The organism is Verminephrobacter aporrectodeae subsp. tuberculatae At4 (genome assembly GCF_000193225.1).
GTDB lineage: Bacteria > Pseudomonadota > Gammaproteobacteria > Burkholderiales > Burkholderiaceae_C > Acidovorax > Acidovorax aporrectodeae.
The window spans coordinates 1-355 of sequence record NZ_AFAL01000626.1; the positions used below are offsets into that span (position 1 = coordinate 1).

At 62.5% G+C, this 355-nt stretch carries 1 protein-coding gene; it reads left to right on the forward strand.

Annotated features, from left to right (window positions below; genetic code table 11):
- Positions 1-32: 32 nt before the first annotated feature.
- A partial coding sequence (locus VTU_RS28460; protein WP_236610795.1) for an IS66 family transposase occupies positions 33-355 on the forward strand: 323 nt, incomplete at its 3' end.

The window sequence follows — 355 nt, forward strand, 5'->3', positions numbered from 1 at the left end:
TGCAATACGGCCCGCGCGCGAAGGCCGCAGCCGTGCACCTGAACCAGTACCAGATGCTGCCACTCAAGCGCACGGGGCAAGTGATGGGCGATCTCTTTGACATGCCCATGTCCGAGGCAACGATTCTGAGTGCCAACGCTGAGGCTGCCCAGGTGCTGGCACCCACAGTCACGGCCATCGCGCAGGAGTTGGTGAACCAGCCAATCGTGCACGCCGACGAGACGGGCCTGCGCGTGAACAAATCGCTGCACTGGCTGCACGCGCTGGTCACCGAGAAGCTGACTTGGCTGGGGCGACATGAGAAACGTGGCATGACAGCGTTCGTCGAGCATGGCTTCCTGCCCCTGTTCAAAGG